The sequence below is a fragment of the Pseudomonas trutticola BRTCR10 genome, assembly GCF_056155105.1.
In genome coordinates this window covers 6,451,985-6,476,919 of sequence record NZ_CM149552.1, presented here as the reverse complement: position 1 = coordinate 6,476,919, position 24,935 = coordinate 6,451,985, and the positions used below count along the sequence as shown (strand labels likewise).

Below are 24,935 nucleotides of genomic sequence, written 5' to 3'. Positions count from 1 at the left end.
TTCCAACGAGAACAGCACGGACATAACAACAAAAAACCGTCAAAGGGGCTTCACTAATGCGTAAACCAGAACTCGCCGCTGCAATCGCTGAAAAAGCAGATCTGACCAAAGAACAGGCCAACCGCGTACTCAACGCCGTCCTCGAAGAAATTACCGGCGCTCTGCACCGCAAGGACAGCGTGACGCTAGTAGGCTTCGGCACCTTCCTGCAACGCCACCGCGGCGCCCGCACCGGCAAAAATCCGCAAACCGGTGAACCGGTGAAAATCAAGGCCAGCAACACCGTTGCGTTCAAGCCAGGCAAATCGTTGAAAGACAGCGTTAATCCTTAATTGCGGCGAACTCCCTGAGTAAAGGGGAGCACCGTAAGAAGAAATGGGCACGTCGATTGCGGTCGAGTGCCCATTTTTTGTGGATGTATGTCAGGTTATTTGCGGAAGCAGGCTTTGCCGTTGCCAAAGTCTACGGCCAGGCAGTTTGGCTCGATCGCCAGTTGCAGATCTTTGAACAACACAGAAAGATCGCCGTTGGCAGGGTCAGGATAGGCTTGCCAGTCCAGCGTCGCCCATCGAGTTCCCGGCATGACGGTGAACCACTCGATTTCATCAGGAGAATTTTGTGTATGTAAGCCGATTTTTGCCAATGCTTTATTTGGGGAGAACGGCAGTGTCAGCGTGTTTCGCTGCGAGTCTGTCCAAACCTCCTTCAACGTCGAACCGTCTTCGAGTTGCCAATGAACTTCCACTGGATGGATCGCGGGTGGTGAGACCGGATCGAAGTGATAAAACGTCAACCAATAGTTATGGTCAACTCGTTCTCGCTCTACTGGAGCCAAATAACGGCTGGTGGTCGCCAGATCAAATTCGATTGGTTGTTCGAACGTTAAGGGCTGGTTTTTTCGTTTCTTCCAGCCAATGTTGAAGGCTCGGCTATCCCCCGCGACATCGAACCATTGATAGGTTCCACGATTATGATCTGTGCCAAAGCCAATTTTTTTCAGCGTTCTCTGGTAATCGTAAGGAAACCAGAGGTCTGTTTGTTGATTCGAGTTCAAGAGCAATTGACCCGGTGGGCCTGTATTGAACTCGAGACTGACCATCACGGGCTTCAGGGGCGGCGGCGGAGGTTGGTGATCGTACCGTAGCTCTAAAACGTAGCTCTCTTTAGCCAACTCATTTTTTTCTTTTTCGGCATATTCCTTTAGTTCGATCAGCGTTCTCTCGCGTGAAAGATTGTAGGAAAGCTTCTTTGCTGGTTGGGCAGCAGGCTCTTGCTCCAGCATGAGAGTGTTTTCCTCGACATGCCAGTTTCCCTTGGCGACACCGCCAGCCGATCCGTAGGCGATACCAGCAGAAAAGGTGCCGTCCTTACGCAACAGCAACTCGGCGCCCATTTCCATTGCGCCCGTCAGGTAGTAATGGCCGTCCAGTGGCGGGTTGTCTGCGGATGCGTGGGTAACGGGAAGCCACATCAGCGCTGCGAACAACAGCGGTTTCAATTCCATGAGGTAATGCTCCTTACCAGCTCCCGAAGGGAATGCCGAATTTTTCGATGTAGGCTTTAGATTCAGGTGATAGAGACAGTGCGTACCGCCCCTCGTTTTTTCCTTGATACGGGCCTTCCTTCATTGCACTCCCTTCGACCCGAGTAATCTCGACAGACTTGAGGCAAGCGCCCCCTAGCCAGACCTTTGCAATACCGCCGGGGGCCAAGCCAATACCGATGTCATCGCGGTAGTCCGTGATCCATTTGCCATCAGCCCTGCAGAAAGCTTTTTCCGGCTTACGCATGATTTCCCGAGCCGATTCGGAAATGGTGATGTAAGCCTCATAGGTTTGAGGTTCGGCCAGGGATTGCCATCGTACATAGATCAAGCGGGGCAGGTCGGCGCCGGTGATATCCCGCCCTGCGCCACTTCCGGGGTTTTCTGGCCACCCTGCGGGCGTGCCTTTGTTATCAGCGGGAGCTCTTACCGAAGCAATACCGGCTCCGGCACGTCGGAATACTCGCTCTCGAATATCCACCACATCGGCGGTTTCAATCCAGACCTCCATGTAGTCCGGTGCTCCAAAGCCAAGGAACCATGGACGCTTGTCCGCAGCTTGGGAGACGTCTAGTCCGCAGCCGGCCAATAATATGCCTAGAAGGAAGTACATTGTTTTCCTGATAGGTCGAGTGAAGTCATTCATGGGGGTGCACCACTCGTTGGTTGTTCTTGGTTGGTCGGTTGATGAAAACAATATTCAAGTCGCTGCTGTTCAAGCCCTTGGCCGCATTCCAGTGAGCAGAGAGATGTATATAGCGGCTACGTAACAATGCCCTTTCTTTGATAGTCAGGCCTTCGACGGGAGACTCGCCCAAGGCGTAGGACTGGAGCTTCCTGTGAATGGGGACCAACTCTTCGGGCAGTTTCAGATTCGGCGTATCTGGGATGACCTTGAACGGCACATTTGCTCTGACCGCAAGCTCACGCATGATGCGCAGATACACCAGTGACAGCTCGCCATGTACTGGCCGCTCAATGCTGGCCGCCCCGTAAACCCGCTTTTGGGGATCCGGACTGAATCTGCCCTTTTGTGCTGATTGAGTCACGGCTCTTTCCCAAAATGCCACGCGCAATTGACTGCCCGGGACGTCCTCTTCGATGACGCCTTTTGCATACCAGGCAAATGCTTCTTTCTCGGCAGCAACATAGGCTGCACTGCGGGTCGCGTCCTTGTCTCGGCTGATAGTGCTGGTGATCGGGTTGCTCAGCAGAAGTTTTTCCTTGGCTCTGGGCAAGTAGCCGCCGCCCAGATCCGAGTGAGCGCCGGGCAAAAACAGATCGATGTCGCCCAGGCTGTTGAGTGCAAAGTTCTCGCGATATTCATCGCGCGCAACCAGATGGACTACTTTGTTGGCGCAACCATCAGGCAGCTTTAGATCGAGTCCGGAGTTTCTGCTGTTAGCGCCGGTAAAATCGAACAGCCATGGGTTGGCGATTGCTGCAACGGTGTCAAACAGACCAATGAAATTGATGCTGATGCTCGATTGCGGGCGCCAGTCAAAGGTGCTGGAGAGTGCCGGAGAACCTGCTGGAAACGCATCTGCGAGAATACTGCGCTCGCCTTTGAGAACCTCATTTGCAAAGTGTCGAGCCGCGGCGGCACCACGACTGAAGCCGAAAATATCGAACTCGATCTTTTCTATAAGTAGATTGGGATTCTTATCGATCAGTGAGCGCACTTGACCGATAATTTTTTCAGGGCTCTGCTCCACACGAGCTGATACGCCAGTCTCACCTCGGCCTGTCGCTTGTGCGTAAAGTGAGTCACCTGCGTCAGCTGTTGTGCCAATACCTTCGATGTACACGCGCAAAGAGGCATTTCTCGTTTTCTCCGGCAGTGTTTCGAAGGAATGATCCGTATACAGCTCATACAGCCGCACAATATTGCTCACATCATTTCCATAACTGTTGTCCGGCGAACTCCCGTTTCCGTCGTAACCGTAGGTGGCGCAGTGCTGCTGGATCTCTGCAGCCGCTTCCGCAAGATTGGTATCTGCGGCGTAGCACGCGGCGACTGTCTCGCTGTTGGCCTTGTTATTCCCAGTGCCATCGAAAAACACGCCGATACGCAAAGTTATTCCCCCAGGTGTCTCATCCTCCAGGTCGACTTCTTCCTCCTCTTCCTCAAGTTCTTCCTCTGCACGTGCGTTTACCGCTGGCGCAACGGGAAACGCTTGATCCAGGCCTGGTAGCAGCAGATTGGGCGCTTCACTGTCGTGTCGCTTGCGGCCCGTTTCGATTTCCTTGCTACTGAAAATGCCGCCAGCATCGATCACGAGGTGATGGCCGCCGGCTTTCAGCGTGATGCTGGCGCCGGCATCCAGCACCACACTGGCGCCGGCCTTCAGATGCACTTGCTGACCGGCCTCGATGTCGAAAGACTTTCCAGCCTGGGTGTAACTGCTGCCATTGATGGTTTCGCGACGTTCGTTGCCCACTTCCAGTTGAAGGCTGTTGCCGATTTTCTGCGCCATGTCGCGTTGCGCGCGCAGGTAAATCAGTTCCTGCCCGGCGCGATCCTCGATCGACAGTTCGTTATAGCCGCCGGTGTCGGGCGAGCTATGGCTGCGTAGCACTGTTCTGGTTTTGTGGTCGGGCAACGTGTAGGGCGGCAAGTTGGCTTTGTTGGTTACGCAACCGGTGATCAGCGGTTTGTCTGGATCACCTTCCAGAAAGGTCACCACGACTTCCATGCCAATGCGCGGAAGTGTCACCGCACCGAAGTGATCGCCGGCCCAGCTTGAGGAAACCCTCACCCAGCAACTGCTGCGTTCACTGTTGAATTCGGCGCGATCCCACGGAAGTTCGATCTTCACCCGACCGAACTCATCACAGTAGATGTCCTCGCCCTCAGGCCCGGTGATGCGCGCGGTCTGGGCAACCAGTGGTGGACGACGCGGGGGCAGAGGCGGGCGGAAAACTACCTCGGCGGGAATGGCGCAGAAACTATTGCGATAACCCTGGATGAAGTCGTCATCGGGTTTGAAGTCGCTGGTGGCTGATTCTTCCAGCACTTGGGGTTGCCTGCCGGTGTGCATCACACTGGCCAGCAGCCACAGGACATTGCACTGCTTGCGGGGATGCTCGGCAAGTTGGAACAAATGGCCGCAGCGCAGCGTCGGCTGGTCGCTTTTACCTTCGGCCAACTCATAGTCGGTGCGGTGTCGCTCCAGTGCCTGTCGGGCAAGCTGTTTACCGTGCTTTTCGTTTTCCAGCAGCGACGGGTAGCGGTAGTCCTCCAACGCCGGGATGAACTCAGCGGTGAATCGGCTTTGCAGCAGAAGATTTGGGCGTTTGAGGTCATAGCCGCGGCGAATCGCCGTGCTGGTTCGGGTGCTGTTGCGGACGCTGAAACGGCTGATGACCGAATGCTCCGCGACCATCCCCGTGTCTTGCTGATACGCGGTAGCACCCAGTTTTGGCAGGAACACCTGGTCATCGGTGAAGACCAGCGAATGGCCGTCTGACGAGTGTTGGTGGTGCCAGGCAATTCCATCCTCGGCACAAAGACGCTGGATAAACGCGAAATCACTTTCGCCATACTGCGTGCAGTATTCACGCTCCGGGCTGGTGGAGACGTGAAAAATATACGCATCGGCCAATATGCCGTGGGGTTGGAGAACCTGAGCAATGATCTGCGGCACAGTCAGATTCTGGAAAATCCGCTGATCCTGACTGAACTGCAAATAATGCAACGCCGGCACCAGCGTCAGCTCATAGCGGGTCAAGCGTCTCCCGAATTCACTCACCTTCACATCTTCAATGCGCCCGTGGATGCCTTCTTTGTTGAACCCGAATTGCAGAAACGCCGGCTGACTGAGCAGGCCTTCCAGATCGATATCAGCACGTTCGCTGACCAGTTCGACCCGGATGGCGTATAGGCAACTGATGGCTTCCTCACCATCGAACGCGAGCACTTCAAAGTCGTGGCGAACTCCGGGAATTTGCAGGATAAAAGGCGCGCAATTGCCCGTGCTGAACATACGCTTGTCCTTAAGCAAAGTGAGTCGATGCGCGGTGTCCGATCATCCTTGATCGCCACGCGAATAGAATTTTCCAAGGCACGCTAGCAACGCGGGAAATAAATTGATGTAAGAAGTATCTCTGACATTTGTCAGAGCATTCCGGGTGTGAAAGTGCGGGATAAATTTGAAGGAGAAGACTGTAGGAGGGCACTTCGATAATTATTGAGTTGGCACTGATGTGCAGTATTGCCGGTTCGGTGAAACTTTCAGAAAAATGAAATGCCATCAAATTGATGGCACTTTTTTTGTTGGGCGTTGTCGCCGGTGAATGGTTAATAGAAGTGCAAGAATTTTCGGAAGAGTCCTACTTCTATTTTTTTCGAGAGTTGTCATGCTTGGTGCCGCATAAAGAGACCCGCGTTCGGGGCGATGCGGTCAGGCTTGATCGGGCCGCTCTGGCTCAAGGGTTGTGAGGGAGGAAGACAAATGTGCGCAATATAAATCGCTATCAGGGATTCCCCTGTCGAATATAGGGTGATCTCTTACAGACGCCAATGAACACTTCGTCTTGTTGTTTGATCAGATGCTTGCTAGTGGCCATCATAGTGATTACGATGCGCCCACTTGAAAGAGCACACACTCAATTGGATGAGTTACGTCACTGCTCTTCGATACTGTCCAGCGCCGCGGCAACTCCAATAGGCGCATGACCGTAATCCTAAATAAAGGCCATGGATGTCCTACTCAAGCAAACTTTCCGCCCATTACCTCGAACTCGCAAAAGTCTCTGTTTCCAAAGAGAATTTCGCGGGTGAAGACGTTCGTTTTTCGAGCGAATTCGAGGCGCTGGAAAGCGAGCTGGCCAAAGCCTCTTCGATGCACGAAAGCGGGCAGATCGACTGGCTGAAAATTCGCGAAAACAGCGAAAATCTCCTGCGTACCCAATCCAAGGATCTGCGTGTCGGCGCCTGGCTGACCTGGTCGCTGTACCAGCGTGAATCCTTCCCCGGACTGCTGGCCGGTCTCGGTTTGTTGCACCATCTGTCGGAAAACAACTGGGCCGACGTTCACCCGCTCAAACCCCGCACCCGTGCCGCCGCGATTGGCTGGCTGGTGCCGCGTCTTGAGCAGGTGATCACCGAAAACATTGCAATCAAAGAGCAGTTGCCGATGTTCCGGCAGCTCTCCGAGCACCTGTCCGGCCTCGAAGCCGCGTGCGCCGAACACTTGGGCGACGACTCGCCGCTGTTGCTGCCGATCTCCCGTCGTCTGAAAACCATGATCCAGCGCGCGGCCGACAACCAACCGGCACCCGGTGTCGTGGGCGCGGCGGTGGCGCAGGTCAAGCAGGCCGCCAGCCAGTTGCTCGCGCCCGGCGCACCGATCGACAACGAAAGAGATGCACACAAAGCCCTGCGTGCCCAACAGGACAGCGCCCGGCCGTTGTGCGCCTGGTGGCTCAAGCAGAAAGCCACCGACCTGCGTGCCCTGCGCCTGAATCGAACTCTGCTGTGGATGACCATCGACGCCGTCCCCGAGCGCAACGCCGAACAGATCACCGTGTTGCGCGGCTTGCCGGTCGACAAGCTCAAGCAATATCAGGATCGCTTCGATCAGGGTAAGTACGCGGACTTGCTGGTGGAACTGGAGGCGAGCCTGGCGAAGGCGCCGTTCTGGTTCGATGGCCAGCGAATGGTCTGGGAATGTCTCCAGAACCTCAACGCCGAGTTGGCCATGCGCGAAGTGGAAATCCACTTCGCGCTTTTGGTTCAGCGCCTGCCCGGCATCGTCGAGTTGCGTTTCCATGACGGCGTGCCTTTTGCCGACCCGGTCACCCGGGCGTGGATCGCCGCCAATGTCATGCCGCATCTGCAAAGCGCCAGTGCGCCGCGCAAGGTCGAAAGCGAAAACGTCGAAACCCAGCCGGCCTGGGAAAAGGCTCTCGAAGACGTCCTCCCGCTGCTGCGCAAGGAAGGCTTGAAGCCTGCCGTGCAGACGCTCAAGCAAGGCTTGCAGTCGGCCCATGGCGGCCGCGAACGCTTCTTCTGGCAGTTCGCCCTCGCCCGGCTGTGCTTCATGGCCAAGAAGTACGAACTGGCCAAGAACCAGCTCGAAACCCTCGATCAGACATTACAGGACTCAGGCCTGCACGCCTGGGAGCCCGATCTTGCATTGGAAGTGCTGCACCTGCTGCACAGTTGCTGCGAGTTGTTGCCGCAGAACCATGCAGTGCGTGAACGCAAGGAAGAGATTTATCGCAGGCTGTGCCACCTCGATCTCGAAGTGGTACTCGAATAGGCCCCAGGGCCACAACCGCAAGGAGAAAAGCCATGGCCAAAGAAGGCTCGGTAGCCCCCAAGGAACGCATCAACGTCACCTTCAAACCCGCCACCGGCGGTGCTCAGGAAGAGATTGAACTGCCGCTGAAGCTGCTGGCAATCGGTGACTACACCCACCGCAAGGACGATCGCAAAATCGAAGATCGCAAGCCGATCAGCATCGACAAGATGACCTTCGACGAAGTGTTGGCCAAGCAAGAACTGGGTCTGACGCTGAGCGTGCCGAACCGTCTGCAAGAAGATGGCGAGGCCGACGAGCTGGCTGTGCAACTGCGCGTCAATTCGATGAAGGACTTCAACCCGGCCAGCCTGGTCGAGCAAGTGCCTGAGCTGAAAAAACTGATGGAACTGCGCGATGCGCTGGTGGCCCTCAAAGGCCCGCTGGGTAACGCTCCTGCGTTCCGTAAAGCCATCGAAGGCGTGCTCGCCGACGACGAATCCCGCGGTCGCGTACTCGGTGAGCTGGGCCTGAACGCCGCAGCCCCGGACGCCTGAGACTCCAGCCAAGGAAGCCAACACAATGAGCACTAGCGCAGCACAAGAGAAGAGCGCCGGCAACGGCGAGTACAGCATTCTCGACAGCATCATCGCCGAAACCCGTCTGACTCCGGACGACGAAGCCTACGACATCGCCAAGCGCGGTGTGTCGGCGTTCATCGAAGAACTGCTCAAGCCGCAGAACAACGGTGAGCCGGTCAAGAAAGCCATGGTTGACCGCATGATCGCCGAGATCGATGCCAAGCTCAGCCGTCAGATGGACGAAATCCTCCACCACCCGGACTTCCAGGCGCTGGAATCGTCGTGGCGTGGTCTGCAGTTGCTGGTCGATCGCACCAACTTCCGCGAAAACATCAAGATCGAAATCCTCAACGTCTCGAAAGAAGACCTGCTGGACGATTTCGAAGACTCGCCGGAAGTCATGCAGTCGGGCCTGTACAAGCACATCTACACCGCTGAATACGGCCAGTTCGGTGGTCAGCCGGTTGGCGCGATCATCGCCAACTACTACATGTCCCCAAGCTCGCCGGACGTGAAACTGATGCAGTACGTGTCCAGCGTAGCCTGCATGTCCCACGCGCCGTTCATCGCCGCTGCCGGTCCGAAATTCTTCGGTCTTGAAAGCTTCACCGGCCTGCCGGATCTGAAAGATCTGAAAGACCACTTCGAAGGCCCGCAATTCGCCAAATGGCAGAGCTTCCGTACCTCGGAAGACTCCCGCTACGTTGGCCTGACCGTGCCGCGTTTCCTGCTGCGTAACCCGTACGACCCGGAAGAAAACCCGGTCAAATCGTTCGTGTACAAGGAAACCGTTGCCAACAGCCACGAGCACTACCTGTGGGGCAACACCGCTTACGCATTCGGCACCAAGCTGACCGACAGCTTCGCCAAATTCCGCTGGTGCCCGAACATCATCGGCCCACAGAGCGGTGGCGCGGTTGAAGACCTGCCTCTGCACCACTTCGAAAGCATGGGCGAAATCGAAACCAAGATTCCTACCGAAGTATTGGTTTCCGACCGTCGTGAATACGAACTGGCCGAGGAAGGCTTCATTTCCCTGACCATGCGTAAAGGCTCCGACAACGCGGCGTTCTTCTCCGCAAGCTCGGTGCAGAAGCCGAAGTTCTTCGGCATCAGCGCAGAAGGCAAGGCGGCAGAGCTGAACTACAAGCTCGGCACCCAACTGCCGTACATGATGATCGTCAACCGCCTGGCTCACTACTTGAAAGTGCTGCAGCGCGAGCAACTCGGTTCGTGGAAAGAACGTACCGACCTCGAGCTGGAACTCAACAAGTGGATCCGCCAGTACGTGGCTGACCAGGAAAACCCGAGCGCCGAAGTCCGTGGCCGTCGTCCGCTGCGCGCTGCGCAAATCATCGTCAGCGACGTTGAAGGCGAGCCGGGCTGGTACCGCGTGAGCTTGAACGTGCGTCCGCACTTCAAGTACATGGGTGCCGATTTCACCCTGTCGCTGGTTGGCAAGCTGGACAAAGAGTAAGAGCGACTCATGGACGGATACGGCAGCCTTTTCGAACGCCTCAATGGCGACGCGGAACTACGCAATGGCAAGAGCCTTGAGGTTTCTGCCATGGCGTCGGTGGCTGCCCATCTGGCCAAAATGCTCAGCACCCGGGCGGGCAGCGTGCAAACGCTGTCCGACTACGGGTTGCCCGATCTCAATGACATGCGTCTGAGCCTGCACGACTCCCTGAGTCAGGCCCGTCTGGCCATCGAAAACTTCATCGAAGCCTACGAGCCGCGCCTGAGCAACGTGCGTGTCATTTCCCTGCCGCGTGATCACGATCAGCTTCGCCTGTCCTTCAGTATCGAAGGCCTGCTGGAAGTTGAAGGTTTCAAGCGTCAGGTCAGTTTTTCCGCGCGCCTGGATGGCAGCGGGCAAGTGAAGGTGAATTAGGACCATGCGAGGGAGCGCCGTTCACCGGGGAACGTTGGCAATGTTGGGGCGTAGCACTTTGCTATTTGTCGCCTTGGCTGGCGCTGCGCTGATCGCTGCTGCCTGTTACGTGAAAACGACGGCGGCACGCCTGGCTCACGAGTACTCCACAGACTGGAACGAAGCCGGAACCTGTTTCATCCGCTCCTGCATTCCGCAGTATTCGGCGCTGGGCGTCGCGGGAAGCATTGCGAAGATGTTCACCAGCGAAGCTTTTTTCCGGGTTTACGCCAAAGACGGCACGTTGTTGAAGTCGTCGGAATGGTTGCTCTGGCAGAACGAGTTCACCACGGATGAGCGCTCGTATTGGCTGGGTACCCGAGCGGTCTACCCGACAGTGTCGGGTTACGAGGGCTGGAATGTTCCAGCGTGTGGTCAAGAAATGAACAGTCGTCATCCCAAGTTGTGATTCTGGAAAATTGATGAGATGACTCGCCCATTACGTCCCCATTCGTTCGCGCGGACTGTGTCGAAATGATCTGGCTACAGCGCTTCCTCATGGTGATGGGTGCGCTCGCCTGCGTGGCGCTCGCGGAGGGCGCTGAAAAAGCCATGGCCGGGATCGCGCATGAATAGCCGTCGAGTCATCGGTCTGGCCGTGCATGCGCTGGCGTGCGTGATTTATATCGTCCTGAATGGCTATGCCGTGCCGGCCTACAAACAGCTGGTCGGCGGGCTGACCTCGCGTGGCGTTGCAATCGGCATGGCGATGTACCTGATTTTCTATTTTTTCGTTTCTCTTAATCTGATTCTGGTCTTCATCCAGCGCCAGGCCATTCAGTTCGGTCTGGTGGTTTTCATGATGCTGGCGATCCTGTTTTACCTGCTGCCGCAATATCCCATCCGGGGTTTGGCGTACTGCGCGCTTACGGGTGGCTTGACGGTTGGCGCGATCCTGCTGAGCAACGCCCTGAACTCGGTGTACAGCCGCTGGCGCCGGCCGGCGGGCGGGCAACCGCTGACGATTCATCCGCGTCGAGCGACATCGCGACTGCTGCTGATTACCGCGCTGATCGGTGTATGCATATGTACCGTTTTGCTTGGGTTGAAGATTTTCGGTGGCGTAACGGCAGAGCCCATCACCCGACACTCGAACGATTCGGGCGAGTGCTATCTCGTCACTTACGCGCCCGGCTATCACAAGCTGGGATTGATCGGGCGAGTGTTCGAATTGTTCGCCAGCGAATACTTTTTCCGCGTCTACACCGCTGACGGCGCGCTACTCGAATCGTCCGAATGGAATTTTCGGGTCACTGAAATTTTCGGTGGGCCTCCGGAGTTCAGCGGCTCGACAGTGCTGTATCCCGGTACGCAAGGTTATGAAGACTGGTGGGTGCCGGAATGCGCCTGATCACCAGTAATGTCTGCATGCAAAAAACCTGCAAAGGGTGCCGGTCATGATGCCTTGGCCGCGTGTGTGGAAATGGCTCAATCACCTGCTGAGCCTTATCGGAGCATTGGCCATCATCGCCGTCGTGATGGTTGCGATCAAATTGAGCTGGAGTCACTCGAAAAAGCCGGTATTGCCCGGTTACCCCGACGCGGTGTGGCGGGGTGCTGAGGATGGTGGCGACTTCATCGAAATTACCCGGTCGATGCCGCCGGACTACTTCATCGAGGTGCGCTCAGAGGGCGGCAGTCTCGTCAAATCAGGCTGGGTGCGCTTCGCCACTCACGATGGCAAGCCGTTGACGATGAACCGTGTCAGTGCTTCCGACGGTGAATACCTCTTCATCGACTCGTATGTGCCGATCACCGCCAGCAAGGGAGGGCGCGCTCAGTGAAATTTGGCACCTGCATGAAATCGCTGTCGGCGGTGGCCACCCTGTTGTTGGCGGGCTGCACGACGCAGCTGGTTTATATGAATGATATTTACCTGGTCAACACCTGTGGTGTACCGCTTGAAGTACAAGCGCAGCACGCGACCAACTGGCTGCCGCCATTGGAACCGCGTGTGGTTGCGCCGGGCGAGCGAGTCAGCGTGGCCAGTTACCGGTCCTACGGCGAAGACGTCGATGGGCAGGTCAGCTGCCGCTATTCGCTCACGGTGAAAGGGCCGCAACGCACGCGCCTGGTCAGTGCCGATGAAATGCGCCAGGCCTTGCTCGACATCAAACGCGAGCGCGATGGACTGCAGCGCAGCTGGACTCTCAAGGAAGGAGTGTTTTGCCCATGATCGACGTATCGGATGAGATGCGCTCGTACCTGATCTTCATGATCGACAGCGATCTGTTCGGCAGCATCGCGATCCTGAGTTTTCTGCTACTTGTCACGGCGATCAGCAAGCGCCTGCGTCAGTCATGGCTGCATCGCGCCTTGACGTTCTCGGTGCTGGTGGCGTTGGTCGCCATCGAAATTGCCGGCGGTTACTACTCATCGTTGCCTGTCGCATGAACCTGCCGGCCCGACTGATCTGCTGCCTGTTGATCCACACAGTTTTCTGTGTGGGTTACACGTTGCTCAACAACTTCGCGGCCGACTGGTACATCTCCACCTACGGCAGTTTGACCTCGCGTGGCGTGAACATTCGCCTGACCAGCAAATTCCTCTACGAGTTTTTCCTGGTGTTCAACTGGCTGCTGGCGATGATTCTGGTCCTGCGCGTGAAGCTGGTGTTGTGGGCGATCTGGGTGGCGCTGGTGCTGTTGTGGATGCTGCCGGATCACCCCCTTCGGGCGCTGTTGTATGGCGTCGGTCAAGGAACTTTCACCTTGGCGGCGATCCTTCTCTGCACCGGGCTGGACCGCTGGTACACGCGCAAATCCATGGCCGGCAAGAGCCGGGCACTCGGGCAAGCAGCGGCCAGCGTGACTGGTTCGGGGGCCGACCATGCTTAGTCGCGCGCAACTGAATTTCTTCATTGCGGCCTTGTGGGCGCCATTGCTGTTGATGCTGGCGTTTTCATCCTATGGCCTGTGGATTGGCGACTCCTCGACAATCGAATCGTCCGAGACCCACTGGGTATATCTGTTGTGGTTCGGCATGCCCGGGCTGCTGTTGTTCGCCCTGTGGGTATCACGGACCGCGAAGAGCCGTAATGAGCAACAAGCGTTACGGATGGTGTGGTGGGCGCCAGTCAAGTTCATCCCGTTTTACGCCGTGCCATGGATGCTTTATGGCCTGTGCAGCCTGATCGCCGGCCCATTCGATGACGCTTTCATGGCTTACAGCTGGATCATGCTGGTGCCGTACCTCCTGATCGCCGGTTACTTCTGTGCCGGCGTGACGGTTGCGCTCTACAGGATATTTTTTTGATGAGTTCCACTACCAGGCAGGTAACCCGTGTCCTTTAACCACTACTACCAAAGCGAACTCACCGCTCTGCGCCAACTCGGTCGCCGTTTCGCCGAGCGTAGTCCGGCGCTGGCCCCGTATCTGGGGCAGGCCGGGCGGGATCCGGACGTGGAACGGTTGCTCGAAGGCTTTGCGTTCCTGACCGGGCGGCTGCGTCAGAAGCTCGATGACGAGCTGCCGGAACTCAGCCATTCGCTGATGCAACTGTTGTGGCCGAACTACATGCGCCCGTTGCCGGCGTTCAGCATTTTGCAGTTCGATCCGCTGAAGCGCTCGGGCCCGGCGCTGTTGGTCGAGCGCGATACGCCAATTGAAAGCAAACCGATCGAAGATGTGCGCTGCCGTTTCCGCACCTGCTACCCGACTGAAGTGTTGCCGCTGGATCTGGCTGCGCTGAACTACTCGGTGAAGGGCGACGGCTCGCTGCTTAGCCTGCGTCTGGAGATGAGCGCCGACGGTCATTTGGGTGAACTGGAACTGAGCAAGCTGCGCCTGCATTTTGCCGGTGAGCGCTACATCAGCCAGATGCTCTACCTGAGCCTGCTGCGCAACCTTGAAGGCATCGAACTGATCCCGCTCGACGGCGCTGGCAAGCCCATCGATGGTGTCAGCGGCAAGCCGATGGCGTTCAAGATTCCTGGTGACCGGGTCAAACCGGTGGGCTTTGCCGAAGAAGAAGCATTGATCCCGTATCCGCTGAACACCTTCCGTGGCTATCGCTACCTGCAGGAATACTTCGCCTTCCAGGACAAATTCCTGTTCGTCGACGTCAACGGTCTGGACATCCTCAAGGCGCTGCCGGAAGACACCCTCAAGCAGATGCGCGGCCTGGAATTGCGTTTTGATATCCGCAAGAGCGGGATCATGCGCATGCGTCCGACCCTGGATAACGTGAAGCTGTTCTGCACGCCGATTGCCAACCTGTTCGCGCACGACGCACTGCCGATCCGCCTCGACGGCAAGCAGGATGAATACCTGCTGCTGCCGGCGGAATACGATCTGGAAAACTGCGGCGTGTTCTCGGTGGAAACCGTGACCGGCTGGAAGCCCGGCGGCCTCGGTTATCAGGAGTACGTGCCGTTCGAGTCGTTCGAGCACGACCCGAGTTTCGACGTGCCCAACAGCCGTCCGCATTACAGCATCCGCCAGCGTTCGTCGCTGCTGCACGATGGCCTCGACACTTACCTGAGCTTCGGCATCCGCCACACCGAGGCCCACGAAACCCTGTCGATCGAGCTGATGTGCACCAACCAGAACCTGCCGCGCAAGCTCAAGCTCGGCGACATCTGCATGGCCTGCGAAGAGACCCCGGAGTTCTTGAGTTTCCGCAACATCACCCCGGCCACTTCGAGTTTTGCACCGCCGCTGAACCGTGACTTCCTCTGGAAGCTGATCAGCAACATGTCGCTTAACTATCTGTCGCTGGCCGACGTCAATGCGTTGAAGGTGATTCTCGAAACCTACGACTTGCCGCGTTACTACGACCAGCACGCGGAGAAGGTCAGCAAACGCCTGCTCGGCGGCCTCAAGCACATCAAGCATCACCACGTCGATCGGCTGCACCGTGGCCTGCCGGTGCGCGGTTTGCGCACCGAACTGACCATCGACCCGGAAGGGTATATCGGCGAAGGCGACCTGTTCGTTTTCGCTTCGGTTCTTAACGAGTTTTTCGCGCTTTACGCCAGTCTCAATTCGTTTCACGAGTTGCGCGTAAAAAGCACACAGGGAGAGGTGTACCAATGGACACCACGTATGGGCCTGCAGCCCCTGCTTTAAGTGGGCTGACGAAGGTAATACGCGAGTACTCGCTGTTTCAGGCCGTGCTGCTGGTGATCGATCGGCTGCGCGAGGCACACCCGCACCTGAGCGAAGACGATCTGTACGATCAGGTCGAGTTCCAGGCCAACCCGAGCCTGGGCTTTCCGCGCAGCGATGTCGATCGCGTGGAGTTTTTCGAAGAGCACGGGCAAATGCGCGCGCGCATGCGATTCAACCTGATCGGCCTGGTCGGCTCGGGTTCGCCGTTGCCGGCGTTTTACGGCGAACAGGCGTTGGGCGACAGCGAAGACGGTAACCCGACGCGCAACTTCCTCGACCTGTTCCACCATCGCCTGCAACGGCTGATGCTGCCGATCTGGCGCAAATACCGCTATCGCGCGAGCTTCCAGAGCGGTGCGATCGACCCGTTCTCGTCGCAGCTGTTCGCACTGATCGGCCTGGGCGGCGACGAGATCCGCAAGGCCAAGGAGCTCAACTGGAAACGCCTGCTGCCGTACCTCGGCCTGCTCAGCTTGCGGGCGCACTCGGCGGCGTTGATCGAAGCCGTGCTGCGTTACTACTTCAAGCACGAAGACCTGGTCATCGAGCAGTGCATCGAGCGTCGCGTGGAAATTCTCGAAGAGCAGCGCAATCGTTTGGGTCGCGACAACAGCGTGCTCGGCGAAGACCTGGTGCTCGGCGAGCAGGTGCGCGACCGCAGCGGCAAATTCCGCATTCACATCACCCAACTCGACTGGCAGCGATTCCATGAATTCCTGCCGATCGGTTTCGGTTACCAGCCGCTCTGCGCGCTGGTGCGGTTCACTCTGCGTGACCCGCTCGATTACGACATTCGCCTGGTCCTGCGCCAGGAAGAAATCCGCGAACTGCGCATCGGTGAGCAGAACGCCTGTCGCCTTGGCTGGACCAGTTGGCTGGGCCGCGAAAAAGCGGACGGCGTGGTGACCCTGGGCAGCAAAATTCATTAAGGACGTGAGCCATGATCAACGTAGACCTGCAACAACTCATCCAGGCGCTGGACGCCGAAACCCGCCGTGATCTGGAACGTTCGGCCGAGCGTTGCGTCGCCCGTGGCGGCAGCAAGATCCTCGTCGAAGACCTGATGCTCGGCCTGCTGGAGCGCCCGAATGGTTTGCTGTCGCGCGCGTTGCAGGATGCCGACGTCGATGCCGGTGAACTCAGCGCCGCGCTGCAATCGCGGGTTGAGCACAGCGCTTCGCGCAACCCGGTGTTCGCCCCGGAACTGGTGCAGTGGCTGCAAGATGCGCTGCTGGTGGCCAACCTCGAACTGGGCCAGACCCAGGTTGAAGACGCCGCGTTGATTCTCGCCTTGCTGCGCAATCCGATGCGCTACGCCGGCAGCCGTTATCAGCCGCTGCTCGCCAAGCTGAATATTGATCGCCTGAAGGAATTTGCCCTGTCGCAAAAAGAGCAGCCGGCCGCCAATGGCAAACCCGCCGCGCAGGGCGAATCGCTGTTGCAGCGCTTCACCCACAACCTGACCCAACAGGCCCGCGACGGCAAACTCGACCCGGTGCTGTGCCGTGACGGCGCGATTCGCCAGATGGTCGACATCCTCGCCCGTCGCCGCAAAAACAACCCGATCGTGGTCGGTGAAGCCGGCGTCGGTAAAACTGCCATCGTTGAAGGCCTGGCGTCGCGCATCGCAGCCGGTGAAGTGCCGCAAGTGCTCAAAGGCGTTGAACTGCTGTCGCTGGACATGGGCCTGCTGCAGGCCGGCGCCAGCGTCAAAGGTGAGTTCGAACGTCGCCTCAAAGGCGTGATCGACGAAGTCAAAGCCTCGCCGAAACCGATCATTCTGTTCATCGACGAAGCCCACACCCTGATCGGCGCCGGCGGCAATGCCGGCGGTTCCGACGCGGCCAACCTGTTGAAACCGGCACTGGCGCGTGGCGAACTGCGCACCATCGCTGCCACCACTTGGGCCGAGTACAAGAAATACTTCGAGAAAGACCCGGCGCTGGCCCGTCGTTTCCAACCGGTGCAGTTGCACGAGCCAACCGTCAGCGAAGCGGTGACCATCCTCCGCGGTCTGGCGCAGGTCTACGAGAAGAGCCACGGCATCTACCTGCGTGATGACGCAGTGGTCTCGGCGGCGGAATTGTCGGCGCGTTATCTGGCCGGTCGGCAACTGCCGGACAAAGCCGTCGACGTCCTCGACACCGCTTGCGCCCGCGTGCGCATCAGCCTCGCCGCTGCGCCGGAAAGCCTTGAACGCCTGCGTGGCGAACTGGCTGAAGGCGGTCGTCAGCGTCAGGCCCTGCGCCGTGATGCCGAGGCCGGCCTGCTGATCGATCACGAAGCACTGGACGCACTGGAAGCGCGGCTGGAAGAAGCCGAAAGCGAAATGGTCGCGCTGGAAACCCTGTGGACTGAACAGAAAGCGTTGGCCGAGCGCCTGCTGGAACTGCGTCAGCAACTGGCCAAGGCCCGCGAAGCCGCCGCCGTCGAGCCGACCGTCAGCGTTGAAGAGGACGCCGAAGGCACCGTGATCGAAACAATCACGGCCGAAGTTGAAGAAGGCCAAAGCGTCGAAGCGCTGGAAGCCGAACTGAACAAGACCCACAGCGAGCTGACTGCCGCACAGGTCAAGGAGCGCCTGGTCAGCTTCGAAGTCTGCCCGCGTCTGGTGGCTGAAGTGATCAGCGCCTGGACCGGTGTGCCGTTGGCGCAACTGGCCCGTGAGCACAACGCCAAGGTCGCCAGTTTCGCCACCGACCTGCGCACGCGCATCCGTGGTCAGGAGCAAGCCGTGCACGCCCTGGATCGCTCGATGCGCGCCACAGCTGCTGGTCTGAACAAGCCTGATGCGCCGGTCGGCGTGTTCCTTTTGGTCGGCCCAAGCGGCGTCGGCAAGACTGAAACCGCATTGGCGCTCGCCGATCTGCTGTACGGCGGCGACCGTTTCATCACCACCATCAACATGTCGGAGTTCCAGGAGAAGCACACCGTCTCGCGTCTGATCGGTGCGCCACCGGGCTACGTCGGTTATGGCGAGGGCGGCATGCTCACCGAAGCCGTGCGGCAGAAACCGTACTCGGTGGTCCTGCTCGATGAAGTCGAAAAGGCTGATCCGGATGTGCTCAACCTGTTCTACCAAATCTTCGACAAAGGTGTGGCCAACGACGGCGAGGGTCGCGAGATCGACTTCCGCAACACGCTGATCCTGATGACCTCGAACCTCGGTAGCGACAAGATCAGCGACCTCTGCGAAGACGGTGCGCGGCCGACTGCCGAACTGCTCGAAGAAACCATTCGCCCGGTACTCAGCAAACACTTCAAACCGGCGCTGCTGGCGCGGATGAAAGTGGTGCCGTACTACCCTGTCGGCGGTCCGGTATTGCGCGAGCTGATCGAAATCAAACTCGGTCGTCTCGGCGAGCGCCTCAACCGTCGTCAGCTGGATTTCAGCTGGTGCCAGAACCTCGTCGATCACTTGTCCGAGCGCTGCACGCAAAGCGAAAGCGGTGCGCGCCTGATCGATCATTTGCTCGATCAGCACGTCCTGCCGCTGGTGGCCGATCGTCTGCTCGACGCGATGGCCACCGGTGAAAGCCTCAAGCGTGTGCATGCCACGCTCGACGGCAACGCCAGCGTGATGTGCGAGTTCGCCTGAGGTGGCGGTGATGTTCACTCAAGTACCGCAACCACTGGTCTACGCCGAAGCGTTGCTGGCGCAGTTCGCCAGCCTGTCGCGGGCGGCGGACGGTGCTGCGTTGCTGGGTGACTTCGTGCGTGGCCTGGCCGAGCTGAGCGGTTGCGAACTGACGCAACTGTATTTGCTCGACGCCACCCACACCTGCCTGGGGATGAACGCCGAGTGCCTCGACGGCGCGCTGCAACCGCGCCAGGCGGCGAGCCTGCCGGCGGATTACAACGGCGAGCAACTGCTGCAATTCGCCCTGTGCCAGAACCGCGTGGTGTGTCTCGACGACCTCGGCGGCAGCCTGCACGAAACCAGCTTTCTGCCCGCCGTTTCGGCGCCGTGGCAGTCGCTGTTGTGCGTGCCGCTGGTCAATCGGCACAAGGCCGTCGAAGGCCTGTTGCTGTGTGCCAGTCAGCGTCGCACCGACTTGCACGGTTTTGCCGAATCGCTCGGCCAGCTTGGCTCGTTCGTGCTCGGCCAACTGCATTTGTTGCAACGCCTGCGCCAGCCGCTGGATGCTCATGCGCCGGCGGTGCGCAGCGTGCCAAGCATCAGCGGTTACGGTTTGATCGGCAAAAGCGCCGCGATGCGCCAGACCTACTCGTTGATCAGCAAAGTCCTGCACAGCCCGTACACCGTGCTGTTGCGCGGCGAGACCGGCACCGGCAAGGAAGTCGTGGCGCGGGCCATTCACGACTGCGGCCCGCGACGTTCTCAGGCGTTCATCGTGCAGAACTGCGCGGCGTTCCCGGAAAACCTGCTGGAAAGCGAGCTGTTCGGCTATCGCAAAGGCGCCTTCACCGGCGCTGATCGCGACCGCGCGGGGCTGTTCGATGCGGCCAATGGCGGCACGCTGTTGCTCGATGAAATCGGCGACATGCCGCTGTCGTTGCAGGCCAAGTTGCTGCGCGTGTTGCAGGAGGGCGAGATTCGTCCGCTGGGCTCCAACGACACGCACAAGATCGACGTGCGCATCATCGCCGCGACCCACCGTGATCTGTCGGTGTTGGTCAGCGAAGGCAAGTTTCGCGAGGACCTGTATTACCGCCTCGCGCAATTCCCGATCGAACTGCCGGCCCTGCGTCAGCGCGAAGGCGACATTCTGGAGCTGGCCCGGCACTTCGCCGACAAGGCCTGCACGTTCTTGCAGCGTGACCCGGTGCGTTGGTCAGAGGCGGCGCTGGAACATTTGTCCGGCTACAACTTCCCCGGCAACGTCCGTGAACTCAAAGGCCTGGTCGAACGCGCAGTGCTGTTGTGCGAGGGCGGCGAGTTGCTGGCCGAGCATTTCTCCCTGCGCATGGAAGCGATGCCCGAAGACAACAGCGGCCTGAACCTGCGCGAACGCCTGGAGCAGGTCGAACGCACGCTGTTGCTCGATTGCCTGCGCAAGAACGATGGCAACCAGACTCTCGCTGCCCGCGAACTGGGTTTGCCACGGCGCACGCTGCTGTACCGCCTCGGTCGCTTGAATATCAATTTGGGTGACTTCGATGGTTGATCTGATCACTGCTTTCGCAGTCTGCACAAATCCTGTGTTGAAGGGCTTCTCTGTGGCGAGGGGACTTGTCCCCGATCGGCTGCGCAGCAGTCGTAATCCGGTGAATGCGGTTGGCCAGAACCACCTCGGTGTCTGGTTTTGGGGCTGCTTCGCGGCCCAGCGGGAGCAAGCTCCCTCGCCACAGGAGGTGCGTGCACCTCGTTGGTCTGGCTCAAGGCCCCGATGTAGAGCCTTACAGATGACTAAAAGAATTAATTTCAGCGCCGCCCGCAAGGGTCGGCGCTTTGTGCTTTGTCTACCCCTGGAGACCCTCTGATGTCTGTTCGTCACTGGCAAGCTGTCCTGCTGACCCTCGTCGTTCTCTGCGGCCTTGGTGGCTGTAGCGGCAATTACAAATTCAACGATAACGACTATCGCCCGTTGGGTGATCCGCAAGCGGTCAATCGCGGCAAGTGACCGCAAGGAGCATCAAACATGGAATTGGTTTTCGAAATGCTGAACACCAAGCAGTTCGTGCCCACCGAGTTGTGCCAGAAAACCTTCAAACAGGCTGGCGGCGTGATCGGGCGGGGCGAGGACTGCGACTGGATCATTCCTGACCGCAAGCGTCATCTGTCCAATCACCACGCGATTGTCAGTTACCGCGAAGGCACGTTCTTCCTGACCGACACCAGCAGCAACGGGGTTCAGGACGGCGACAGCGGCGCACGTCTGCACAAAGGCGAGCCGGTGCGCATCGAGCACGGCAGCACTTACGTGCTGGGCGATTTCGAGATTCGCGCGCGGCTGGTGCGTGACCCGGCGACCTTCGACGGTGAAGCCGGCCGTCCGCGTGCTGCCGGCAGCATCATCCCGGACGACGCGTTCCTCGATCTCGACCCGCTCAACGCGCTCGAACAGCAAGAACGCGTCTACTCGGAAATCGACGAACTGCTGGCGCCGAACACCAAGCCTGAGGACTCGCGTCAGCGTGCCGACTACGCGCGCATCGACATGGAAAGCCTGATGGTGCCGGAGCTGATCGCAGCCCCCGCCGAGCCTGAACCGGCGCCGGCACCGAAAGCCGTCGAGCGTCAGAGTGAAGGTTTCTGGGAGCACTTCGGCGCGGCGCTGGGCGTGGACGTCAAAGGTCTCAGCCACGACGAACGCGAAGCCATGGCGCTGAACGCCGCGCGTCTGTTGCGCCAGAGCGTCGGCGGTTTGCAGCAGAGCCTGCGTACTCGTTCGGAGCTGAAAAACGAACTGCGTCTGGCCCAGACCACCGTGCAAGGCACTAACAAGAACCCGCTGAAATTCGCTGTTGATCCGAGCGAAGCGCTGCAGATTCTGTTGCAGCCGAGTAAGCCCGGGCATCTGCCGGCCGAACAAGCCATCTCCCGTGCATTCCGCGACTTGCAGGCGCACCAAGTGGCGTTGCTCACCGCCAGCCGCGCCGCCGTGCGCGGCACGCTGGAACACTTCTCGCCAGAGCAGTTGACCCTGCGTTTCGAACGCGACAACAAACCGCTGATCGCTACGTCCGGCGGGCGCTGGAGAGCGTTCGGCCGCTATCACCAGGCGCTGCGTCAGGACGACGACTGGAGCGAGCGTCTGCTCGCACGCGACTTCGCCCAGGCCTACGAAGAACAGATCCGTCTGATCTCCACCCTCCACACCGACCACCAAGGATGATGCGCATGTCTCGCCGCTCGACCGCTTTTTTCAAGACGCTGACTGCGCTCACCATGCTGGTGTTGCTCGCCGGTTGCTCGTCGCTGTCGCCGTACTCGAAAGTGACCAAGATCAATCTGAAACTGACCGGCAGCGATCAGCTCAACCCGGACCTCAATGGTCGTCCGTCGCCGATCGTGGTGCGTCTGTTCGAACTCAAGCACCCAGTGACCTTCGAGAACGCTGATTTCTTCAGCCTCTACGAACGCGCCAAGGAATCCCTGAATCCGGATCTGGTGGCCATCGAAGAACTCGAACTGCGCCCGGGTGAAACCGTGGAAATGAAGCTCAGCGTGGAGGAGGGCAGCCGTTACGTCGGCATCCTCGCCGCCTACCGCGACCTGCCGGAAACCAAATGGCGCTACACCGTGCAGATCACCCCGCTGGAATTGACCGATGCCGATCTGACCCTGGATCAGGCCGGTATCCGCAACACCCACGAAGTGCTCGCCAAGGCGGATGACTGACCATGAATACCCATAAAGTCATTTGGCAGGAAGGCATGCTGCTGCGTCCGCAGCACTTCCAGCACAACGATCGTTATTACGATCACCAGATGAAAACCCGCACCCAATTGCTGGGTGGCTACACCTGGGGTTTCCTCAATCTGCAGATCGACCTGCAGTTTCTCAACATGGGCAAACTGGTGATCAGTGAAGCCTCGGGGATTCTGCCGGACGGCAGCCTGTTCGAACTCGGTGGCAACACCGAGCCGCTGGCGCTGGACGTGCCGCCGAATACCGGCAACACGCCGATCTACCTGGCGCTGCCGCTGGTCACCGGCAATCACATCGAGTCGCGCCGTCCGGAGCAATCCGACGTGCTCGCGCGTTACACCGCCTACGACGCCGAAGTCGCCGACTCCAACGCCGGCGACGATTCCGCCAGCCAGGTCAGCTGTGGTCGTCCGGACTTCAAACTGCTGCTCGGCGAGCAGCAGAGCGATCAGGCCTACGTGAAGCTGAAGATCTGCGACGTGCTCGACACCACGCCCGACGGCGTGATCAGCCTCGATCCGGATTTCGTACCGACCTACATTCAGGCCCACGCCTCCAGCTACCTGCTGTCGTGCCTGAAAGAAGTCATCAGCATGCTCAACCACCGTGGCGACACGATTGCCGAGCGGATTCGCTCCAACGGCAAGGTCGGCGGTGCGGAAGTCGGCGACTTCATGATGCTGCAACTGATCAACCGCACCGAACTGCTGCTGCGCCACTATCTGGGCCTGGAGCAGGTGCATCCGGAAGAGTTGTACCGCACGCTGTTGACCATGCTTGGCGATCTGGCGACCTTCTCCGGCGAGAGCAAACGCCCGCGCCTGGACAGCCGCTACTCCCACGCCGACCAGGGCGCGAGCTTCCGCAAACTGATGGAAGCGATTCGTCAGGTGCTGTCGATGGTGCTCGAACAGCACGCCATCGAACTGATCCTGCAAGCGCGTCAGTACGGGATCATCGTGTCGCCGTTGCACGACCACAAACTGCTCGGCTCGGCTTCGTTCGTGCTGGCAGCCAGTGCCAACTGCGACTCCGAAGAATTGCGCCACCGCTTGCCGGCGCACCTCAAGGTCGGCCCGGTGGAGCGCATCCGCCAACTGGTCAACCTGCACTTGCCGGGGATCAAGGTCAAACCGTTGCCGGTGGCCCCGCGGCAGATCGCGTTCCACTCCAACAAAACCTATTTCATCCTCGAACTCAGTTCCGAAGACCTGGCACAACTCGAGCGCTCCGGCGGCTTCGCGTTCCACGTGTCGGGCGAATTCGCCGAGCTTGAACTGAAATTCTGGGCCATCAGGAACTGACCGACATGATCAAGGACATGGAACACAATCAGGACGACAAAACCGTCCTGCTCGACCGTCAGGGCCATGGCCCGGCGTCGAGTCCGCTGACCGACTTCGCCGCGCCGCCGCGCTTCGAGCAACTGGAAGAACGGATGATCTACGCCGCGCGCCTGCGCCCGGCGGAAGCGTTCAACATCAGCCTCAATTCGCTGGTGGCGGCGTCGTCCGAACTGCTCTCGGAAGTGGTGCGCCTCAAGCACAGCGAAACCCGCGAAGACCTCTACGCGCTCAACGAGCGCCTGACCGCCGGGCTGAAACTGTTTGAAGTGCGCGCGCTGCACAACGGTGCGGAAAGCAGCCAGGTGATGGCCGCACGTTACGTGCTCTGCACCGTGGTCGACGAAGCTGTCGTGACCACGCCGTGGGGCAACGAAAGCGAATGGTCGCAGATGAGCCTGCTGAGCAGCTTCCACAACGAAACCTTCGGTGGCGAGAAGTTCTTCCAGTTGCTCGATCGGCTGTCGAAAAACCCGGTCAAGCACCTGCCGATGCTCGAACTGATGTACCTGTGCCTGTCCCTCGGTTTCGAGGGCAAGTACCGCGTGCAGGCACGCGGCATGCTCGAACTCGAAGGCATCCGTGACGCCTTGTACCGGCAGATCCGTCAGTTGCGTGGCGACGTGCCGCGTGAGTTGTCGCCGCACTGGGAAGGCCTCAACGATCAGCGTCGCAGCCTGGTGCGCATCGTGCCGGCGTGGATGGTGGTGTTGTTCACTTTTGTCTGCCTGGTGGTGATGTATTCGGGCTTCGCCTGGGTCTTGGGCGAGCAGCGCGAAACCGTTCTGCAACCTTATCAGCCGCTTGATCCGGCCGCGGTTCAGCCGCAGTCGCAGCCGTAA

The 24,935-nt window shown here is 59.0% G+C and carries 24 protein-coding genes; 21 read left to right on the top strand and 3 right to left on the bottom strand.

Annotated features, from left to right (window positions below; translation table 11 throughout):
* The first annotated feature begins 56 nt into the window (after positions 1–56).
* The gene (locus ACVVH8_RS29535; protein ID WP_003213368.1) at positions 57–332 is read left to right on the top strand and encodes an HU family DNA-binding protein; all 276 of its coding nucleotides are present in this window, start codon (positions 57–59) and stop codon (positions 330–332) included.
* 95 nt (positions 333–427) lie between these two features.
* Here ACVVH8_RS29535 and ACVVH8_RS29530 read toward each other — a convergent pair whose 3' ends face one another.
* The 3 genes from ACVVH8_RS29530 to tssI are packed head-to-tail and all read right to left on the bottom strand — an operon-like array spanning position 428 to position 5,529.
* Positions 428–1,504, bottom strand: a complete 1,077-nt coding sequence (locus ACVVH8_RS29530) for a hypothetical protein (protein WP_475227723.1) — start codon at positions 1,502–1,504, stop codon at positions 428–430.
* 13 nt (positions 1,505–1,517) lie between these two features.
* The gene (locus tag ACVVH8_RS29525) at positions 1,518–2,189 is read right to left on the bottom strand and encodes a DUF2931 family protein (protein WP_103302683.1); all 672 of its coding nucleotides are present in this window, start codon (positions 2,187–2,189) and stop codon (positions 1,518–1,520) included.
* Positions 2,182–5,529, bottom strand: a complete 3,348-nt coding sequence (gene tssI, locus ACVVH8_RS29520; RefSeq protein ID WP_475227720.1) for a type VI secretion system tip protein TssI/VgrG — start codon at positions 5,527–5,529, stop codon at positions 2,182–2,184. The genes ACVVH8_RS29525 and tssI overlap by 8 nt, the downstream gene beginning before the upstream one ends.
* A gap of 717 nt (positions 5,530–6,246) precedes the next feature.
* On the opposite strand from tssI, the gene tssA reads away from it, so the two are divergent.
* The 20 genes from tssA to icmH all read left to right on the top strand — a co-directional run bounded on the left by tssA (position 6,247) and on the right by icmH (position 24,935).
* Positions 6,247–7,809, top strand: a complete 1,563-nt coding sequence (gene tssA / locus ACVVH8_RS29515) for a type VI secretion system protein TssA (RefSeq protein ID WP_213027002.1) — start codon at positions 6,247–6,249, stop codon at positions 7,807–7,809.
* Between the two features lie 32 nt (positions 7,810–7,841).
* The gene (tssB, locus tag ACVVH8_RS29510) at positions 7,842–8,345 is read left to right on the top strand and encodes a type VI secretion system contractile sheath small subunit (RefSeq protein ID WP_003229587.1); all 504 of its coding nucleotides are present in this window, start codon (positions 7,842–7,844) and stop codon (positions 8,343–8,345) included.
* Positions 8,346–8,370: 25 nt separating this feature from the next.
* Positions 8,371–9,846: a type VI secretion system contractile sheath large subunit gene (gene tssC / locus ACVVH8_RS29505; protein WP_103302677.1), complete on the top strand. Its 1,476-nt coding sequence runs from the start codon at positions 8,371–8,373 to the stop codon at positions 9,844–9,846.
* A 9-nt stretch (positions 9,847–9,855) separates the two neighbouring features.
* Entirely contained in the window at positions 9,856–10,263 is a 408-nt protein-coding gene (gene tssE, locus ACVVH8_RS29500; RefSeq protein WP_103302675.1) for a type VI secretion system baseplate subunit TssE, read from the top strand.
* Between the two features lie 40 nt (positions 10,264–10,303).
* Positions 10,304–10,711 (top strand): hypothetical protein, encoded by a 408-nt coding sequence (locus tag ACVVH8_RS29495; RefSeq protein WP_401304028.1) that lies wholly within the window; start codon positions 10,304–10,306, stop codon positions 10,709–10,711.
* Positions 10,712–10,870: 159 nt separating this feature from the next.
* Positions 10,871–11,653 (top strand): hypothetical protein, encoded by a 783-nt coding sequence (locus ACVVH8_RS29490; protein ID WP_475227717.1) that lies wholly within the window; start codon positions 10,871–10,873, stop codon positions 11,651–11,653.
* Between the two features lie 46 nt (positions 11,654–11,699).
* Positions 11,700–12,086, top strand: coding sequence for a hypothetical protein (locus tag ACVVH8_RS29485; protein ID WP_475227714.1), 387 nt, complete (start codon positions 11,700–11,702; stop codon positions 12,084–12,086).
* Positions 12,083–12,478, top strand: coding sequence for a hypothetical protein (locus ACVVH8_RS29480; RefSeq protein ID WP_475227712.1), 396 nt, complete (start codon positions 12,083–12,085; stop codon positions 12,476–12,478). The genes ACVVH8_RS29485 and ACVVH8_RS29480 overlap by 4 nt, the downstream gene beginning before the upstream one ends.
* A complete protein-coding gene (locus ACVVH8_RS29475) occupies positions 12,475–12,696 on the top strand; it encodes a hypothetical protein (protein WP_213027000.1) in 222 nt (73 codons plus the stop codon). Before ACVVH8_RS29480 ends, ACVVH8_RS29475 begins: the two co-directional genes overlap by 4 nt.
* Positions 12,693–13,139: a hypothetical protein gene (locus tag ACVVH8_RS29470; protein ID WP_475227710.1), complete on the top strand. Its 447-nt coding sequence runs from the start codon at positions 12,693–12,695 to the stop codon at positions 13,137–13,139. Before ACVVH8_RS29475 ends, ACVVH8_RS29470 begins: the two co-directional genes overlap by 4 nt.
* Positions 13,132–13,557, top strand: coding sequence for a hypothetical protein (locus ACVVH8_RS29465; RefSeq protein WP_475227707.1), 426 nt, complete (start codon positions 13,132–13,134; stop codon positions 13,555–13,557). The genes ACVVH8_RS29470 and ACVVH8_RS29465 overlap by 8 nt, the downstream gene beginning before the upstream one ends.
* Positions 13,558–13,584: 27 nt before the next feature.
* Positions 13,585–15,372 (top strand): type VI secretion system baseplate subunit TssF, encoded by a 1,788-nt coding sequence (gene tssF / locus ACVVH8_RS29460; protein ID WP_315445001.1) that lies wholly within the window; start codon positions 13,585–13,587, stop codon positions 15,370–15,372.
* Complete coding sequence (gene tssG / locus ACVVH8_RS29455) at positions 15,336–16,343, top strand: type VI secretion system baseplate subunit TssG (protein WP_103302661.1); 1,008 nt, start codon at positions 15,336–15,338, stop codon at positions 16,341–16,343. The genes tssF and tssG overlap by 37 nt, the downstream gene beginning before the upstream one ends.
* Positions 16,344–16,354: 11 nt before the next feature.
* Positions 16,355–19,012: a type VI secretion system ATPase TssH gene (gene tssH / locus ACVVH8_RS29450; RefSeq protein ID WP_475227704.1), complete on the top strand. Its 2,658-nt coding sequence runs from the start codon at positions 16,355–16,357 to the stop codon at positions 19,010–19,012.
* Between the two features lie 10 nt (positions 19,013–19,022).
* Positions 19,023–20,543, top strand: a complete 1,521-nt coding sequence (locus tag ACVVH8_RS29445; RefSeq protein WP_213026997.1) for a sigma-54 interaction domain-containing protein — start codon at positions 19,023–19,025, stop codon at positions 20,541–20,543.
* Positions 20,544–20,858: 315 nt separating this feature from the next.
* A complete protein-coding gene (locus ACVVH8_RS29440; RefSeq protein ID WP_007920296.1) occupies positions 20,859–20,999 on the top strand; it encodes a hypothetical protein in 141 nt (46 codons plus the stop codon).
* An 18-nt stretch (positions 21,000–21,017) separates the two neighbouring features.
* Positions 21,018–22,214, top strand: a complete 1,197-nt coding sequence (tagH, locus tag ACVVH8_RS29435; RefSeq protein WP_103302652.1) for a type VI secretion system-associated FHA domain protein TagH — start codon at positions 21,018–21,020, stop codon at positions 22,212–22,214.
* 5 nt (positions 22,215–22,219) lie between these two features.
* Positions 22,220–22,720 (top strand): type VI secretion system lipoprotein TssJ, encoded by a 501-nt coding sequence (gene tssJ / locus ACVVH8_RS29430; RefSeq protein ID WP_475227701.1) that lies wholly within the window; start codon positions 22,220–22,222, stop codon positions 22,718–22,720.
* Positions 22,721–22,722: 2 nt separating this feature from the next.
* A complete protein-coding gene (gene tssK, locus ACVVH8_RS29425) occupies positions 22,723–24,054 on the top strand; it encodes a type VI secretion system baseplate subunit TssK (RefSeq protein ID WP_103302646.1) in 1,332 nt (443 codons plus the stop codon).
* A gap of 5 nt (positions 24,055–24,059) precedes the next feature.
* The gene (gene icmH / locus ACVVH8_RS29420; RefSeq protein ID WP_103302644.1) at positions 24,060–24,935 is read left to right on the top strand and encodes a type IVB secretion system protein IcmH/DotU; all 876 of its coding nucleotides are present in this window, start codon (positions 24,060–24,062) and stop codon (positions 24,933–24,935) included.